At 72.4% G+C, this 14,847-nt stretch carries 13 protein-coding genes; 5 read left to right on the forward strand and 8 right to left on the reverse strand.

Going from position 1 to position 14,847, the window contains the following annotated elements; translation table 11 throughout:
- Positions 1-174 precede the first annotated feature (174 nt).
- The gene (locus tag MQN93_RS19150) at positions 175-1,239 is read right to left on the reverse strand and encodes a universal stress protein (protein ID WP_242710462.1); all 1,065 of its coding nucleotides are present in this window, start codon (positions 1,237-1,239) and stop codon (positions 175-177) included.
- A 197-nt stretch (positions 1,240-1,436) separates the two neighbouring features.
- Here MQN93_RS19150 and MQN93_RS19155 point away from each other — a divergent pair, with 197 nt between their 5' ends.
- Genes MQN93_RS19155 through narI form a run of 3 tightly spaced genes read left to right on the forward strand, consistent with a single transcriptional unit; the run spans position 1,437 to position 7,475 of the window.
- Positions 1,437-5,132, forward strand: a complete 3,696-nt coding sequence (locus MQN93_RS19155) for a nitrate reductase subunit alpha (RefSeq protein WP_242710463.1) — start codon at positions 1,437-1,439, stop codon at positions 5,130-5,132.
- A 1-nt stretch (position 5,133) separates the two neighbouring features.
- Positions 5,134-6,735 (forward strand): nitrate reductase subunit beta, encoded by a 1,602-nt coding sequence (gene narH / locus MQN93_RS19160; RefSeq protein ID WP_242710464.1) that lies wholly within the window; start codon positions 5,134-5,136, stop codon positions 6,733-6,735.
- Positions 6,732-7,475: a respiratory nitrate reductase subunit gamma gene (narI, locus tag MQN93_RS19165; protein WP_242710465.1), complete on the forward strand. Its 744-nt coding sequence runs from the start codon at positions 6,732-6,734 to the stop codon at positions 7,473-7,475. Before narH ends, narI begins: the two co-directional genes overlap by 4 nt.
- On the opposite strand, the gene MQN93_RS19170 is transcribed toward narI, so the two are convergent.
- From MQN93_RS19170 to MQN93_RS19185, 4 genes are all read right to left on the reverse strand, one after another.
- Complete coding sequence (locus MQN93_RS19170) at positions 7,472-7,930, reverse strand: pyridoxamine 5'-phosphate oxidase family protein (protein ID WP_242710466.1); 459 nt, start codon at positions 7,928-7,930, stop codon at positions 7,472-7,474. The genes narI and MQN93_RS19170 overlap by 4 nt on opposite strands.
- A gap of 116 nt (positions 7,931-8,046) precedes the next feature.
- Positions 8,047-8,721: a pyridoxamine 5'-phosphate oxidase family protein gene (locus MQN93_RS19175; RefSeq protein ID WP_242710467.1), complete on the reverse strand. Its 675-nt coding sequence runs from the start codon at positions 8,719-8,721 to the stop codon at positions 8,047-8,049.
- 244 nt (positions 8,722-8,965) lie between these two features.
- The gene (locus MQN93_RS19180; protein WP_242710468.1) at positions 8,966-9,592 is read right to left on the reverse strand and encodes a hypothetical protein; all 627 of its coding nucleotides are present in this window, start codon (positions 9,590-9,592) and stop codon (positions 8,966-8,968) included.
- 141 nt (positions 9,593-9,733) lie between these two features.
- A complete protein-coding gene (locus MQN93_RS19185) occupies positions 9,734-10,564 on the reverse strand; it encodes a universal stress protein (protein ID WP_242710469.1) in 831 nt (276 codons plus the stop codon).
- Positions 10,565-10,804: 240 nt separating this feature from the next.
- On the opposite strand from MQN93_RS19185, the gene MQN93_RS19190 reads away from it, so the two are divergent.
- Positions 10,805-11,197, forward strand: coding sequence for an STAS domain-containing protein (locus MQN93_RS19190; protein WP_242710470.1), 393 nt, complete (start codon positions 10,805-10,807; stop codon positions 11,195-11,197).
- Between the two features lie 17 nt (positions 11,198-11,214).
- Here MQN93_RS19190 and MQN93_RS19195 read toward each other — a convergent pair whose 3' ends face one another.
- Positions 11,215-12,219 carry an Acg family FMN-binding oxidoreductase gene (locus MQN93_RS19195; protein WP_242710471.1) on the reverse strand — a complete coding sequence of 335 codons (1,005 nt, stop codon included), beginning with the start codon at positions 12,217-12,219 and terminating at the stop codon, positions 11,215-11,217.
- A gap of 280 nt (positions 12,220-12,499) precedes the next feature.
- Here MQN93_RS19195 and MQN93_RS19200 point away from each other — a divergent pair, with 280 nt between their 5' ends.
- Positions 12,500-13,072 carry an Rv1733c family protein gene (locus MQN93_RS19200; protein WP_242710472.1) on the forward strand — a complete coding sequence of 191 codons (573 nt, stop codon included), beginning with the start codon at positions 12,500-12,502 and terminating at the stop codon, positions 13,070-13,072.
- 83 nt (positions 13,073-13,155) lie between these two features.
- On the opposite strand, the gene MQN93_RS19205 is transcribed toward MQN93_RS19200, so the two are convergent.
- Both MQN93_RS19205 and MQN93_RS19210 read right to left on the reverse strand, forming a co-directional pair.
- Positions 13,156-13,596, reverse strand: coding sequence for an OsmC family protein (locus MQN93_RS19205; RefSeq protein ID WP_242710473.1), 441 nt, complete (start codon positions 13,594-13,596; stop codon positions 13,156-13,158).
- Between the two features lie 21 nt (positions 13,597-13,617).
- Entirely contained in the window at positions 13,618-14,706 is a 1,089-nt protein-coding gene (locus tag MQN93_RS19210) for a PP2C family protein-serine/threonine phosphatase (RefSeq protein WP_242710474.1), read from the reverse strand.
- Between the last annotated feature and the right edge of the window lie 141 nt (positions 14,707-14,847).

Here is a 14,847-nt window from a genome sequence, read left to right on the forward strand (position 1 = left end):
CTGGGCCGACCTTCCTCCGCACCCGGTCCGGCAGTCCCGGTGCACCGGCCCGTTGGCACCTGGGCAGACGTCCGGCCGATCCGCAGGGGGTGCCGTTCAGGGACTTGCCATGGTGGGTCTGCCGCGAGGTACCGGGAGGCGACGATCGGCCGGCGCGTGCACCGGGACGCCATGTCACCCGCGTGTTCCCAGGCCCCGGCACACATGTCCGCCCTGCCGGAGGCGTGTCCGGCAGCCGCGGCGGACCGTCGCCGACCAGGCACGGGCCACACCGGTGAGGAGCCGGGCGCGGCGCCCCGCGGCCGCGCGCGCCCGGCGAGCCACCCGGTTGAGGCGCGGACGGACCAGGCAGGGGTGATGCCCCCCGCTCCGGGGGACGACCACGACCGGGCACAAAGCGCGGTGCAACACGCCGTGCACGACCGAACCCGGCAGCAGGCCGGTGAAGCCACCGCTGCCCCGGAGGCCGACCACGAGACCGAGGGCGTCCATGGACTCGCGGGCCAGGACCTGCGCGGGGCGTCCGCGGACCACTTCCTGGCGCACTTCCACATCCCGGTACGTCGCCCGACGGCTCTCCACCATCTCCGACAGGAGCCCGCGGCACTCCCGCAGGGCGGCGTGCTCGTCCAGGACACCCAGCAGGGGTGGCTGCCACACGTACAGCACCCGCAGCGCCGCGCGGTGCAGAGCCGCCTCGGCGAACGCCTGGTCGACGGCCGCCGCGGAGTGACGGCGGCCGTCCACACCGACGTCCACTCCGACGACGAAGTGCCGTGACGGTCCTGCGGCCCGGCATGGTGGGCGCACGATCACCACCGGGCAGGCGGCGCGCGCGACGACCGCCGGTGCGACCGACGCCGTAGTGAAGCGCCCCTTTCGCCTGCTCGGTCGGCCTGAGCCCAGCACCACGGCGGCAGCCGTACGCGCCTCCCGCCGCAGGAGCGGCACGGGATCGTCCGCGGCGAGCTGCGCGCGGACCTCCAGCCGAGGATGACGGTCGGTGACGAAGGCGACCGCGTCTCGCAGGACGTGCTCCGCGAGTCGGCGCCGTTCGCGGACCGCGCCGTCCCCGAGGTGCCGGGCCGGCTTCCCGTCGGCCGGACGTCCCTGTCCGAGGACCAGGTGGAGAGGCGCCTCACGCCTGTCCGCCTCGTCGGCTCCCCAGGCGAGGACCAGATGGTGGGCCGGGCCCGGATCGACCCCGACCACGATCGGTGCGTGCCCGGATGCCGCCATCGTCCGCCCCGTACTCGACTACCGCTCCGTACTCGACTACTGCTCCGAACTCGACCCCCGCTCCCTGCTCGTCTCCGCACACCACCCGTGCCGAGTTTGCTCGTGCAGGCGGGCGCCGGTAGGGCCGTTCGGCCCCCCCCTTCCGAGGTCGCCCGGCCTCGGGTACTCCCGTCTGCCGCCGCCTACTGTCCGGTGCCATGGAGAACGACGACGCAGCGCGGCCCCGCGGTCGGCGCACCGACGAGGGCTGGCCGCTGGCCGCCCGACGACTGCTGACCCGGCGCGAGGTGTCGGCCGACGGCCGTGCCGTGTTCGGCGAGGCCGACGGCGAGTGGGAGGGGTTCTATCGCGACCGCTGGGCGCACGACAAGGTCGTACGCTCCACGCACGGCGTCAACTGCACCGGTTCCTGCTCCTGGATGGTGTACGTCAAGGACGGCATCATCACCTGGGAGCACCAGGCCACCGACTACCCGTCGATCGGCGCCGACTGCCCCGAGTACGAGCCGCGCGGCTGCCCGCGCGGGGCCTCGTTCTCCTGGTACACGTACTCCCCCAGCCGGGTCCGCTACCCGTATGTCCGGGGCGAGTTGCTCACGTTGTGGCGCGAGGCGCGCCGCCGCCTGGGCGACCCCGTGGCGGCGTGGGCCGAGATCACCTCCGACCCCGCGAAGACGCGGGCGTACAAGCGGGCCCGCGGCAAGGGCGGCCTGGTCCGCACCGAGTGGGACGAGGTGAGCGAACTCGTCGCCGCCGCGCACGTCCACACCGTCAAGGCGTACGGCCCCGACCGCGTCGCCGGCTTCTCCCCGATCCCCGCGATGTCGATGGCGTCGTTCGCGGCCGGCGCCCGCTTCATGTCGCTGATCGGTGGCACCCTGCTCTCCTTCTACGACTGGTACGCCGACCTGCCGATCGCCTCACCGCAGGTCTTCGGTGACCAGACCGACGTGCCGGAGGCGGCGGACTGGTGGAACGCCGGCTATCTGGTGATGTGGGGCTCCAACATTCCCGTCACCCGCACGCCCGACGCGCACTTCCTCACCGAGACCCGCTACAACGGCACCAAGGTCGTCGCGGTCAGCCCCGACTACGCCGACAACGTCAAGCACGCCGACGAGTGGCTGGCCCCGCATCCCGGCACGGACGGGGCGCTCGCGATGGCCATGGGGCACGTGATTCTGCGCGAGTTCCTGGTCGATCGCGAAGTGCCCTATTTCCAGGACTACTTGCGGACCTACACCGACGCGCCGTTCCTGGTGACCCTGCGCGAGCACGCCAGGGGTCTCGTCCCGGACGGGTTTCTGACCGCCGCCGATCTCGGCCATGAAGAGGAGCACGCCGAGTTCAAGACGGTCCTTCTGGACCGGGCCACCGGCGAACCGGTGGTCCCGGGCGGCTCGCTCGGCTTCCGGTGGGGGGAGGCCGAGCGAGGCCGCTGGAATCTCGAACTGGGCGATGTGGTGCCCGAGTTGAGCCTTCTGGATCGGGCGGAGGAGACGGTCGGGATCGCCCTGCCCAGGTTCGACGAGGGCGGCACCGAGGGCGGATCGGTCATCATGCGCGGGGTGCCGGTCCGGCGGATCGGGGGACGGCTCGTCACCACCGTCTTCGACCTGATGCTCGCCCAGTACGGGGTGGGGCGCCCCGGTCTGCCGGGCAGCTGGCCGGCGTCGTACGAGGACGCCGGGCAGCCCTGCACCCCGGCCTGGCAGGAGACGATCACCTCGGTGCCGGCCGGGCAGGCGGCCCGGATCGCCCGGGAGTTCGCACGCAACGCGGAGCGCACCAGGGGCCGTTCGATGATCGCCATGGGCGCGGGCACCAACCACTGGTTCCACTCCGACACCATCTACCGCGCCTTCCTCGCGCTGACCACGATGACCGGCTGCCAGGGCGTCAACGGCGGCGGCTGGGCCCACTACGTCGGCCAGGAGAAGATCCGCCCGCTCACCGGCCTGCAGCACCTGGCCTTCGCCTTCGACTGGCAGCGCCCCACCCGGCACATGGCGGGCACCTCGTACTGGTACCTCCATACCGACCAATGGCGCTACGAGGCCTTCGGACCCGAGGAGTTGGCCTCCCCGCTGGGCGAGGGCCGGTTCGAGGGCCAGGCGTTCGCCGACTGCCTGGCCCAGGCCGTCCGCCTCGGCTGGACTCCCGGCCACCCCGGCTTCGACCGCAACCCCCTCGACCTCGCCGACGAGGCGGCGGCAGCCGGACGGCCGGTCACCGAGCACGTCGTCGACCAACTCGCCTCGGGCGAGCTGCGGTTCGCCGTCGAGGACCCCGACGACCCGGCCAACTTCCCGCGCGTGCTCACCGTCTGGCGGGCCAATCTGCTCGGCTCCTCCGGGAAGGGCAACGAGTACTTCCTGCGCCATCTGCTGGGCACGGACAGTGCGGTGCGCAGCCGGGAGGCCCCGCCCGAGGCCCGCCCGAAGAACGTGGTCTGGCACGACGAGGCACCCGAGGGCAAGCTCGACCTGCTGGTCGCCATGGACTTCCGGATGACCTCCACCGGCCTGCTCGCCGATGTCGTCCTGCCGGCCGCGACCTGGTACGAGAAGGACGACCTGTCCAGCACGGACATGCACCCCTTCGTGCACGCCTTCACCCCGGCCATCGCGCCGCCCTGGCAGGCTCGCACGGACTACGACACCTTCCTGACGATCGCCGACCGGTTCAGCGAGCTGGCCGCCGAGCACCTCGGCACCCGCACCGACGTCCTGGCGGTGCCCCTCCAGCACGACACACCGGACGAACTCGCCCAGCCCGGTGGGGTGGTCCGGGACTGGAGGGCCGGCGAGTGCGAGCCGGTCCCCGGCCGCACGATGCCCCGGCTGGTCACGATCGAGCGTGACTTCGCCGCCGTCGCCGAGAAGATGCGCGCCGTCGGCCCCCTGCTCGACACGCTGGGCACGACGACCAAGGGCGTGACCGTCAAGCCCGACGAGGAGCTCGCCGAACTTCGTCGCCGCTGCGGCACCGTCCGCGACGGAGTGGCCGCCGGTCGCCCGTCCCTGGCCACCGCGTCCGACATGTGCGAGGCGATCCTCGCACTGTCCGGCACCACCAACGGCCGCCTGGCCACCGAGGGATTCCGCGCGCTGGAGCGGCAGACCGGCAGCGAGGGCCTGGTGGAGCTGTCCGCCGAGCGCGAGGCCGAGCGGATCACCTTCGCCGACACCCGCACCCAGCCCCGGGCGGTCATCACCTCCTACGAGTGGTCGGGCAGCGAGACGGGTGGGCGCCGCTACTCGCCGTTCGTCATCAACACCGAGCACAAGAAGCCCTGGCACACGCTCACCGGCCGCCAGCACTTCTTCGTCGACCACGACTGGATGACCGAGCTCGGCGAGCAACTACCCGTCTACCGGCCGCCGTTGGACGCCCGTCGCCACTACGGCGACGAGGAACTGCGCGACGACGGGGCGGAGGTGACGGTGCGTTACCTGACTCCGCACTCCAAGTGGTCCATCCACTCCGAGTACCAGGACAACGCCTTCATGCTCGCGCTCTCCCGCGGCGGACCGGTGATCTGGATGTCCACGCAGGACGCCGAGAAGATCGGCGTCCAGGACAACGAGTGGATCGAGGCGTACAACCGCAACGGCGTCGTGGCCGCCCGGGCCGTGGTCACCCACCGGATGCCCGAGGGCACGGTGTACATGTACCACGCCAAGGACCGCACGGTGAACGTGCCGAGGACCGAGGTCAGCGGCAGGCGCGGCGGCATCCACAACTCGCTCACCCGCCTGCTGCTCAAGCCCACCCATCTCGCGGGCGGCTACGCGCAGTTCACCTACGCCTTCAACTACTACGGCCCGACCGGCAACCAGCGCGACGAGGTCACCGTCATCCGCCGTCGCAGCCAAGAGGTGGAGTACTGACATGCGCGTGATGGCCCAGATCGCGATGGTGATGAACCTCGACAAGTGCATCGGCTGCCACACCTGCTCGGTCACCTGCAAGCAGACGTGGACGAACCGCACCGGCGTCGAGTACGCCTGGTTCAACAACGTCGAGACCAAGCCCGGTGTCGGCTACCCGCGCCGCTACGAGGACCAGGAGCAGTGGAAGGGCGGCTGGATGCTCGACAGGCGGGGCCGGCTGGTCCTGCGCTCGGGCGGCCGCGTGAAGCGCCTGCTGTCCCTCTTCTCCAACCCGGACCTGCCCTCCATCGAGGACTACTACGAGCCGGTCACCTACGACTACGACAACCTCGTCAGCGCCCCGGCCGGCCAGGACATCCCCGTCGCCCGCCCCCGCTCCGTGCTCACCGGCAGACCCACCTCCGTCACCTGGGGCGCCAACTGGGAGGACGGCCTCGGCGGAGCACCGGAGCACGCCGGCGCCGACCCCAACCTCACCGGGGAATGGGCGGAGAAGGTCAGGTTCGAGTTCGAGCAGACCTTCCTCTTCCATCTGCCCCGGCTGTGCGAGCACTGTCTCAACCCGGCCTGTGTGTCGGCCTGTCCGTCGGGTGCGCTGTACAAGCGCGTCGAGGACGGCATCGTCCTGGTGGACCAGAACCGCTGCCGGGGCTGGCGGATGTGCGTCACGGCATGCCCGTACAAGAAGGTGTACGTCAACCACGCCACCGGCAAGGCCGAGAAGTGCACCTTCTGCTTCCCGCGCATCGAGGCCGGGCAGCCCACCGTCTGTTCGGAGACCTGTGTGGGCCGGCTGCGCTATCTCGGACTGCTCCTGTATGACGCCGACCGCGTCGGCGAGGCCGCGGCGGCCCCGGACGAGCACGACCTGCTGGACGCCCAGCGCGGAGTCTTCCTCGACCCCACCGATCCCGAAGTGCTCGCGGCGGCACGGGAGTCGGGCATCCCGGAGGACTGGCTGGCGGCCGCCCGGCGCTCGCCCGTGTACGACCTCGTCATGCGGTACGAGGTCGCTCTGCCGCTGCATCCGGAGTACCGCACCCTCCCGATGGTCTGGTACGTCCCGCCCCTCTCACCCGTCCTCGACGCCGTCATCGTGGCGGGCGGCGACCAGGACGACCCCGACCACGTCTTCGCCGCCGTCACCCGGCTGCGCATTCCGCTGGACTATCTGGCGAGCCTGTTCACGGCGGGCGACACGGACGTGGTCGCCGGGGTGCTGATGAAACTCACCGCGCTGCGCTCGTACATGCGCGCGCTGGAGTTCGCCGCGCTCGCCGGCCCCGGCCGGGGAGAGGCGCCGCTGCGGCAGCACCGGCGCGGTCTGGAACTGATCCAGCGCGCGCTGGTGGACGCCGACTCGCCCTACCGGCATCTGCTGACCGCCCTGTGCGGCCTGCTGCCGCCGCCCACCGAGGCCGACCTGGCTGCCGTGGCGCGGCTCGCCGCCGAGGGCCCGCCCGCCGAGGAGGTGGGCCTGGACCCGTACGGACACGGCGAGTTCGCCCCGCCCGGCACCTTCACGCCGCCCGAGCAGGCGGCACCGACCCTGGCCGCACCGACCTCGGTCACGCCCACCCGACAGGAAGACGACCGATGAACGTCTCGACCGCCGACCTGCTCCTGTGGGTGGCCTTCCCGTACGTCTGCCTCGCCGTGTTCGCCGTCGGCCATGTCTGGCGCTACCGGCACGACCAGTTCGGCTGGACCACCCACACCAGCCAGCTCCTGGAACGCCGGTGGCTGCGCTGGGGCAGCCCGCTGTTCCACCTCGGCGCCTTCGCGGTGATCGCCGGACATGTGGTCGGTCTCGCCGTACCGGCCTCCTTGACGCAGGCCGCCGGCATCTCCGAGCACGCGTACCACACCGTCGCGGTCTGGCTGGGCTCCGTCGCGGGCGTCGCCATGGTCACCGGGCTCGGCATGCTCTGTGCCCGGCGGCTGCTGACGCGGCGGATCAGGCTCACCACCGACCGCAGTGACAAGGTGCTCTTCCCGCTGCTGGCGGCGACCGTCCTGCTGGGCATCGCCGCGACCGCCGCGCACAATGTCTTCGGCGGCGGATACGACTACCGGGAGACCGTCTCCGTGTGGTTCCGGGGCGTCATCACTCTGCAGCCGCAGCCGGACGCCGTCAGCGGTGCCCCCCTGCTGTTCCAGCTGCACGCCCTGACCGCCTGTCTCCTCTTCGCCGCCTGGCCGTTCACCCGGCTCGTCCATGTCTGGAGCGTCCCGGTCGGCTATCTGGTCCGGCCGTACCTCGTCTACCGACGGCGCCCCGCGGCAGCCCCTCTCCCGGCACGTCGGACGAGCACCGGGGCCTCCCGACGCGCCGCCTAACGCCGCGCCGGGATCCACTTCGGCGGGCGCACCCCGTACAGGCTGCGCCCGCCCACGAGTGCGCGACCGGTGACCAGTTCGGGTTCGATGCGGACGAAGACCTCCTGGGGCCACGGCACCCACGAGCGCGGGCCGGTTCGCACAAGCCGCTCATGCTCACCGGGGTCGGTCACCACGCCGGCCGGGCCGGTCACCACGACGCTCCAGCCGGAGCGGGTGGCCGCGTCGACCTCGTCGGCCTCGAAGGCGACGACCACCCCGTCCACGGCGCGGACCAGCTCCGAGGCCGCCGCGGTACGCAGGACCACCGCGCCGTCTTCCTCCAGGGAGAAGTTGACGGGCAGTACGGCCGGCAGGGCCTGACGCGTGTGGACGATGCGGCCGACCGGCACCTTCGCCAGAAGCCGCAGGCACTCCTGCCGGTCGAGTTCGCGGAAACCGTCGTTCGGATACATGGGCCGGTCCGTCTCTCGCGTGGGTGCGGCGATGGAGCGTTACCTTCATCGTCCGCGGACCCGGGGCACGGGGGCGAGGGACCATCGGGCCCGGTCTGGCCGGAGAACGTCCCGCATCACACCGTGATACGGCGCCCCGTGATCACCGTCGGCTCGATGCGCACCCACTCGTCGCGGCGTCCACCGGCCCAAGGGCCGCCGCGGGCGCGCTCGGTGAGGGTGCGGGCCTCGGCCGGGTCCGTCACGGTCCGGGCGTGGCCGCGCACCAGCACGCTCCACCCGCGGCTGAAGGCGTCGTCGATGCGGTCGACCTCGAAGGCGACCTGGCAGCCGGCGGCCTGGGCCGGTGTGCTGCCGGGCTCGGTCCGGAAGACGATCGCGCCGCCCACGAGGCTGTAGTTGACGGGCACGACGACGGGTCCGGAGACCGTGGGCACCGCGAGCCGCCCCACTCCGTGGGTGCCGAGCAGGGCGCGGCACTCGGGCACGCTCAGCTCCACGAGGCCGGCCGCCGGCGCGGGCCGTCCCAGTCCGTGCGGCACATCGCTGTCGCCGCCCGTCAGTTCCCGCACGGTGGTCTCCAGAACGTCGGCCAGCCTCAGCAGGACGCCGGAGCCCGGTGCGGCCCCGGGGTGTTCCTCCAGGTACTGGAGATAGCCGGGCACCATACCGGCCCGGGCGGCCGTCTCCGCCCTGCTCAGTCCGAGCTCGGTGCGCCGTGCCGCGAGACGGCGGCCGAGGTCGCCCCGCGCCTGGTCCTCCGTCGCTCGGGACGGTGCCTGCTCCGCCATGGCCCGTCACTTCCTCTCGTCCGCCCGGGCATGGACCCGGTGCCGGGATTGCCCCGTAGGTTCAGCTTGTCCGGACCTGGCCGGGAGCGCTTGGGCCAGTCGGTCCCCCCTGCACGACCGGACGGAACACAGCCGTGGCCGACCGCGAGCCCCTTCGGGCATACGGGTGGGGCACCGCCGCAGCGCTGCGGCGGTGCCCCGGTGCGAGACGTTCGGGAACCGTGACGGCCGGTGGCCGTCAAGGTCAGAGCAGCCAGCGGTTGCGGCTGACGAACGGAAGCCGCGCCCAGGCCTTGCCCAGCCCCCAGGTGGCGCCGGCGCCCGCGGCCGCGAGGGCGATGAGGACGACGGCGTAGATGAGGTGGTAGTCGGCGAAGGGGTTGGTCGACATGCTCAGCGACCCGTCGGACAGGTGCTTGGCGGGCGGCCATTCGGCCATCCACATCAGCGCCATCATCGCGGTGCCGGCGACGGCCGCGAGCCGCAGGCCGACGCCCGCGATCAGGGCGACGCCGATGCCCAGCAGACCGAGCATGAACAGCCAGTCCGCCCAGCCGGCCCCGGCCCAGTCGTGGAAGGTGGACTCCATCGGGCCGACGGCGACCGAGCTGAGGAAGCCCTTGGTCGGCGAACCGCCGTCGATCCAGCCCTTGCCGGACGCGGTGGCGTAGCCGAAGCCGAAGGTCTTGTCCAGGAAGGCCCACAGGAAGACGAAGCCGGTCAGCACACGGAGCCCGGCGAGGACGTGTGCGGCGGCCGTCGTCAGGACGACGGCGTTCGTCTCGTCGGCGGGACGCGGAGCTGTCACGGGCCGGCGCATGGACGGGAGGTGGAACCGCACGTTCCGGTGCGGGTGTTCGTGGACTGCCATGGTGTTCATCCCTTTCCAGGGGTGATGCGCGGATTGTTGACGTCTCTCGTTGCGCCTTCAATGTCCCGCTCCGGCAGCCGGTGCCGGAGGGGCTGCGCGGCCCGTCGTCCGGGGCCGAACGTCCTTCCTGCACGGGCCCGTTCAGCCGGTCGGCACCATCACCACGGGACAGTGCGAACGGTGCAGCAGGGTGTGGGCGACGGAGCCCGGACGTGTGACGTGCAGGTCCGCGTGGCGGTGCACGCCGATGACGACGACGCCGGCTTCGCGGGTGGCCTCCAGCAGGGCGTGACCCGGGGCCGTCCGCGTCGTGTGCGACTCGACGCCGACGCCGGGATGCTGCTCCCGCAGCTCGGCCATGCTGAAACGCGGCACGGCCTCCTCGGCGGCGTCGCGCCGGGCGAGTTCGCGCTGCCCCGGGCTCGTCGCGGGGATCATCGACGGCAGCTCCGGACCGACGTGCCGGTGGGACCAGGAGTGCAGGACACGCAGCCGGACACCGCGCCGCTCCGCCTCGTCGAAGGCGTAGGCGACCGCGTCCGTGTCGGCGTCGCTCTCCAGGCCAAGGAGCACCTCGCGGCCCTCGTCACAGCGGTGGTCGCCGCGCACCACCAGCAGGGGTCCGTGCGCGTGCGCGGCCAGGCGCAGGCTGACAGAACCGAAGAGCGCCCCGGTGATTCCGCCCAGCCCGCGGTTGCCGACGACGGTGAGCACGGCGTCCCTGCTCTCGCGCAGCAGGACCTCCACCGCACCGCCCACCACCGGCTTTGCCGTCACCGGCAGCTGGGGATGGCGGGCGTCGAGCCGCGAGACGGCCGACGCCAGAACCGGTCCCGCCTCGTCCAGGTCGGCGACGGCGTGGACGACGCGCAGGCCGACGCCACGGTGCACCGCCTCCTGCGCCGCCAGGTCCAGGGCGCGTACGGCGGTCAGCGAGCCGTCCACTCCGACGGCCACGTGCGGGGATGTCATGGCAAGGCTCCCTCCTCTGCCTCCGTACGGCCGATCCGCACGGAGCGGCCCGGCACGGGCCCACATGCCACGTTCGGGCGGGCGGTACGGCGAGGAACGGGGCCATCGGTCCCTCCCTTCCGGAGAGCGACCCTCGGCGTCGCGTGCACGGTGGGCGCGGGGCCGAGCGGGCCCGGCGGCCTTCCCGCATGGGCCGACCGGCCCCTTCCGCCCCCTCTTCAACGGGGCTTAGCTCTGCATATGGACACAAACCACGCAAGGCTCGTGCCTTGCCACACGGAACGCGTCGTCGGCGGCACGACCGTGGTGGAAGTCCGCGGCGAGATCGACATCTTCACGGCAACCCCACTCATGGCGCGCCTCGACCACCTGACCGCGGGCGTCCACCCCGACCTCGTGCTGGATCTGCGTCCCGTGACATTCATCGACTGCAGCGGCCTGCGGGTGCTGTGCCGGACGCGGAACCGTGTCCTGGCCCGGCAGGGCAGGGTCAGGCTGGTCGGTGACAGCCACCGGTTCCTGCGCATCCTGAGCGCTGCGTGTCTGGCAGGTGTCTTCGAGATCCACCCCGACCTGCCGGCGGTCCTCTTCGGTGCCGTCCGACAGGACGAGGCCTCCGCCGCGGCGGGCTGAGCAGCCCGCCCGCGGGATCAGCCGTGTCGGACGGCATCCACTTCGAGTACGGCGCGCGGAGCACGCCGTGGGGTGCCGGCGCCTTCCGGGCCGTAGCCCAGCCGGATCAGCATCTGCGCATGGCCGGTGTGCTCGGGATCCGGGCTCAGCTCGCGGCGCAGGTCGGTCCACTCCATCGGCTGGTGCAGCAGGGAGGCGCGCAGGCCGAGGGCCGTGGCCACCAGCAGGACGTGTTCGAGTGCCTCCCCCGCCCGCAACCAGTCCGCGCGCCGGTCGTGGACCGTCTTGAGCAGGGCGATGACCGGGGTGGTCTCGAAGTCCTGGGCCGACAGCCGTTCAGGGTGGCGCGCGGCGGTGAAGTCCCGCATGGGGACGCCTTCCCGCGCGTCCTGCGGGCCGAGCGCGGTCTGCGGCAGACCGGTGTCATGCCGTTCGTCCCCGTCCGGGTGCACCCAGCGACGACTCTCCGTGCCGCGGGCGGCATCGAGGCGGTTGCGGTGCTCGGCCTCCGCGGTCACTCGCAGCAACCGCACCGTCTCGGGCGCCTCGGGGAAGTTCAGCGAGGCACCCTCCCGGTGGGCGGACTCGGCCAGCTCGGCGCGTGCCTGGGGCGAAACCGGCCGGTCGGAGAACGGCAAGCGGCTGCTGTGCCGGCGCCAGATCGCGTCGTAAAGGTCCTCACGGTGTTCGGCGCGGCGCCGTGCGGTGCCGCCCGTCAGCCGCACGGTGGCGAGCAGACCGGGCTCGTCGGGGCGGGGAAGCAGCCGTACTACGGGTGTCCAGCCGAAGTGGGACACGGCGACACGCAGGTTGAACACGCACGTGCCCACCGAAAGATGGAGGGCGCGGCCCACCGGATCCGCGTGACGCAGGCTCCGCTCCGGGTCCGCGCGCACCTCGAAGGCGACGGTGTCCGAGTCCAGCCGGAAACGCCACGGCTGGGTGTTGAAGAACGAGGGCGCGGCCACGGCGGCGGCGACGCAGGCTTCCAGGGTCTGGGCGTCGAGAGGCGCAGATCGCATGGGGCCCTCCTTCCGCACGGTCTCGTAGCGAATGCTGATGTCCCTCGAGCGTGGTCTCGCGTCATGCCCCGGGTCAGAGGCCGATGGTCCCTCCTGGCGGCCCAACAGGTCACTGTGGAGGCTTGCGGCGACGTTCCCGGCGGGCAGCCGGGGTCCAATGGCCCACCCCCGTCCCCGCCCTGGCCCGATCGGCCCCACGACTCCCCCTGTCCGGCCCATCCCGCGCCGGGCCTGCGGCTGTCACGTTGGGCGCATCGGGACGACGAGGAGGTGCAGACCGATGCGCGCGAGCAGGCGAACGAAGCGGTGGCTGTGGCGATGGCGGTCCAACCCGCTGCGCCGTCGCGAAGACGTGCTGGAGGCCTGGCTGGTGCTGGCGATGTGGGTGATCGTCGCGGTGGGTGGCACGCTCGCCGGGGTGGTCACCGCGCGTGCCGCCGACGCCGTCTTCGCACAGCAGCGGGCCGAGCGCATACCCGTGACGGCCGTCCTCGTCTCGGACACGACGCAAGCCGGGGCGAAGAGCTACTACCGGGCGCTGGCCAAGGTCCGCTGGACCCTCCCGGACGGCTCCACCCGCACCGAGAACACGCTCGTCGACACCGGGCTGCGGGCCGGATCGCACGTCGTCGTCCACACCGACGCCCGGGGTGAACTGACCGCCCAGCCGCCGAGCCCGTCGGCGGCCGACCTCGAATCGGCCGCACTGGGCGCCGCCGCCGCGTTCGCCGTCACGGGTCTGACGCTCGGCACCGGCGCCCTGGCCCGGCTGGGGCTCGACCGGCGACGCGCCCGCATGTGGAGCAGGGAGTGGGCCATGATCGGTCCGCGGTGGGGGCACAAGACCGGCTGACGCCCGCCTACGTCTACTCCGCGGCCCCCTGCCTGAGAGCCCCCCTCCGCTCTCGGCAGAGGCCACTCAGCCGTCCCGCGGGGTCAGGCGTCCTCGACGCGCGCGGTGACCGGTGTGCCGGTCTCGACCGTGCGGCTGACCGTGCAGAGCCGGTCGTGGGAGGTCTTGACCGCCCGGGGCAGGATCGCCCGCGCCCGGTCCGCGCCCTCACCGTCCGGGAAAGTGACGGTGAAGGTGACCGCCAGGTCGGTCAGCCGGTTGCCGAGGTCGTCGCTGACCTTGTTTCCGGTCACGGCGACGGAGAACCGGGAGGGCTCCGCGTGGCGGGTAGTGGCGATGTCCACGTCCACCGCCGTGCAGCCGCCGAGCGCGGCGAGCAGCAGCTCGACCGGGGTGAACGCGTTCTGTCCGTCCGGATCGGACCCGCTGCCGAAGCTGAGCGTGCCGCCGCGCGCGTTCGTCGCGACGAAGTGTCCGGTGCTGATGCGCTCGACGGTGACGGAGCGCAGGGAGTCGTCGGTCATGGTCACGACCCTAATGCCGCGTCACGGCTCGCCCGCTGATTCGCCGGCCGCATGACGGTGGTAGCGCAGCAGAAGCATGGCCGCGTCGTCGTGGGGCGGCCCGGCGGTGTGCCGGACCAGGTCCTCACGCAGGGCGTCCAGCGCGTCCTGTGCGTCGGCCTGCTTGAGGAGGTCGGCGCGCTCGCCGAGCGGATAGAAGTCGCCGTTGGCGTCGCGCGCCTCGCTCACTCCGTCGGTGTAGAGCAGCAGTTGCTCGCCCGGCGCGAAGCCCACGGAGAACGGCTTGGGGCCGCCGCTCGACTGCATCCCGAGGCCGAGGGGCGGCGCGTAGGCCGGCGGCTTGGGGAAGTGGGCGGTGCCGTCCTCCCGTACGACCATCGGGGGCGGGTGGCCGTAGTTGAGGAAGACGGCCTCGTGCCGCTCACCGACCTCGGCGAGGACCGCGGTGACGAACTTCTCCCCCTCCAGCACCCGGGACACGCTGCGCTCCAGGCGCTCACCGAGGCCCACCAGGTCGGGCTCGTCGTGGGCCGCCTCACGGAAGGCGCCGAGCACCACCGCGGCGGTCTCCACCGCGGCAAGTCCCTTGCCCTGTACGTCGCCCACGATCATCCGCACACCGTGCGGGGAGGAGACGACCTCGTAGAGATCGCCGCCGATCCTGGCCTCCGCCACGGCCGAGGTGTACGACACGGCCGCCTGCAGCGGGCCCGCGCTCAGCGGCACCGGCCGCAGCAGGACGCGTTGGGCGACCTCCGCGATCGAGCGCACGTTGGCGAGTTCGGCCTCCCGGCGCCCGCGCATCACGGCGGCCACGACGCTCGCGCCGGTCACGCCCACCACCGACACCATCGCCATGAAGCCCCGGCGCTCCTGGAACAGCCCGTCGTACAGGCCGAGTCCCACGCACAGCAGCAGGGCGGCCAGCCCGTACCAGGCGGTGCGCCGCCATCCGCCGGCCAGTCCCGCGAAGGCCGGGCCGAGCGAGGCGAGCGGCAGGAACCCCACCCCGGGGCCGGTGAGAAGGTCTCCGGCCGCGACGACGGCCATGACCACGGCGGGCAGCCGTACCAGCAGCGTCTGGCTGCGCTGCGGCTTCTTTGCGGCCATCCTGTGCTCCATCGGCGACGCGCCCACCCGGGAGCCACCTTCCGCAGGGGCCCCTCATTCACCCTCGGACTCCACAGCCTGCCAGTTGGCCCGAGGGCGGACCGGCCCTTTACCCAATTGAGCCCCAGGACCGATATTTCC

The sequence above is a fragment of the Streptomyces spinosisporus genome (assembly GCF_022698145.1).
Classification (GTDB): domain Bacteria; phylum Actinomycetota; class Actinomycetes; order Streptomycetales; family Streptomycetaceae; genus Streptomyces; species Streptomyces spinosisporus.

Bases quoted from the DNA above. Each gene is read 5' to 3' on its own strand.
- MQN93_RS19210 (WP_242710474.1), bottom strand. From the start codon at position 14,706: ATGGCCGCAAAGAAGCCGCAGCGCAGCCAGACGCTGCTGGTACGGCTG.
- MQN93_RS19175 (WP_242710467.1), bottom strand. From the start codon at position 8,721: ATGGCGGAGCAGGCACCGTCCCGAGCGACGGAGGACCAGGCGCGGGGC.
- MQN93_RS19185 (WP_242710469.1), bottom strand. From the start codon at position 10,564: ATGACATCCCCGCACGTGGCCGTCGGAGTGGACGGCTCGCTGACCGCC.
- MQN93_RS19195 (WP_242710471.1), bottom strand. From the start codon at position 12,219: ATGCGATCTGCGCCTCTCGACGCCCAGACCCTGGAAGCCTGCGTCGCC.
- MQN93_RS19170 (WP_242710466.1), bottom strand. From the start codon at position 7,930: ATGTATCCGAACGACGGTTTCCGCGAACTCGACCGGCAGGAGTGCCTG.
- MQN93_RS19205 (WP_242710473.1), bottom strand. From the start codon at position 13,596: ATGACCGACGACTCCCTGCGCTCCGTCACCGTCGAGCGCATCAGCACC.
- narH (WP_242710464.1), top strand. From the start codon at position 5,134: ATGCGCGTGATGGCCCAGATCGCGATGGTGATGAACCTCGACAAGTGC.
- MQN93_RS19180 (WP_242710468.1), bottom strand. From the start codon at position 9,592: ATGGCAGTCCACGAACACCCGCACCGGAACGTGCGGTTCCACCTCCCG.
- MQN93_RS19190 (WP_242710470.1), top strand. From the start codon at position 10,805: ATGGACACAAACCACGCAAGGCTCGTGCCTTGCCACACGGAACGCGTC.
- narI (WP_242710465.1), top strand. From the start codon at position 6,732: ATGAACGTCTCGACCGCCGACCTGCTCCTGTGGGTGGCCTTCCCGTAC.
- MQN93_RS19150 (WP_242710462.1), bottom strand. From the start codon at position 1,239: ATGGCGGCATCCGGGCACGCACCGATCGTGGTCGGGGTCGATCCGGGC.
- MQN93_RS19200 (WP_242710472.1), top strand. From the start codon at position 12,500: ATGCGCGCGAGCAGGCGAACGAAGCGGTGGCTGTGGCGATGGCGGTCC.
- MQN93_RS19155 (WP_242710463.1), top strand. From the start codon at position 1,437: ATGGAGAACGACGACGCAGCGCGGCCCCGCGGTCGGCGCACCGACGAG.